Source organism: Acidisphaera sp. L21 (assembly GCF_009765685.1).
GTDB lineage: Bacteria > Pseudomonadota > Alphaproteobacteria > Acetobacterales > Acetobacteraceae > LMUY01.
On record NZ_LMUY01000146.1, the window covers coordinates 312 to 937 of the forward strand.

General features: G+C 56.2%; 1 protein-coding gene. It reads left to right on the top strand.

Annotated elements, in window-relative coordinates; all coding sequences use genetic code 11:
- Positions 1–602: NAD-dependent epimerase/dehydratase family protein (locus GSQ76_RS32960; RefSeq protein ID WP_216851340.1), on the top strand; the 602-nt coding region annotated here is incomplete at its 5' end.
- Positions 603–626 lie beyond the last annotated feature (24 nt).

Genomic DNA, 626 nt, shown 5'->3' on the forward strand with positions numbered 1-626 from the left:
ATGCCTCCTCAGCCGCTATCTACGGGGATGTGGGCGTTAGCGCTGCTCATGAAGACTTAGTGCCAGCCCCACAGACTGCCTATGGCGTCGACAAGCTTGGCAGTGAACTTCATGCCAGGGTTGCCACACTCGTTCATAATGTGCCGGCAATGGGATTTCGATTTTTCAACGTTTATGGGCCGCGGCAGGATCCCAGCTCTCCCTACGGCGGGGTAATTTCGATCTTCGCTCGCCTGATTGGCGCCGGGAAGCCGATTACACTGCACGGCGATGGCGGGCAAACCCGAGACTTCGTGCATGTAAGCGATGTTGTAGCCCACCTTCAGACGGGCATGCACACGCTCGCAGTTCCTCTGACAGGAAGCACCGTGCTACCCGGCGTTCTCAATGTCTGCACTAGGCGTTCGGTGACAATTCGTATGTTAGCGGAGCAACTCTCACTCCTACTTGGAGTCCCCCTACGAGCATCTTATGGGCCTACACGATCAGGGGATATACGTCACTCGCAGGGCTCTCCTGATGCCACTGTGCGTCACTTAGGACTTCAGGCGACCATCCGCCTAGAGCAGGGCCTCAGAACACTTAGAGCGTTTTTAGCCTGACCTTTAATACCCGCAGTGTCGGAT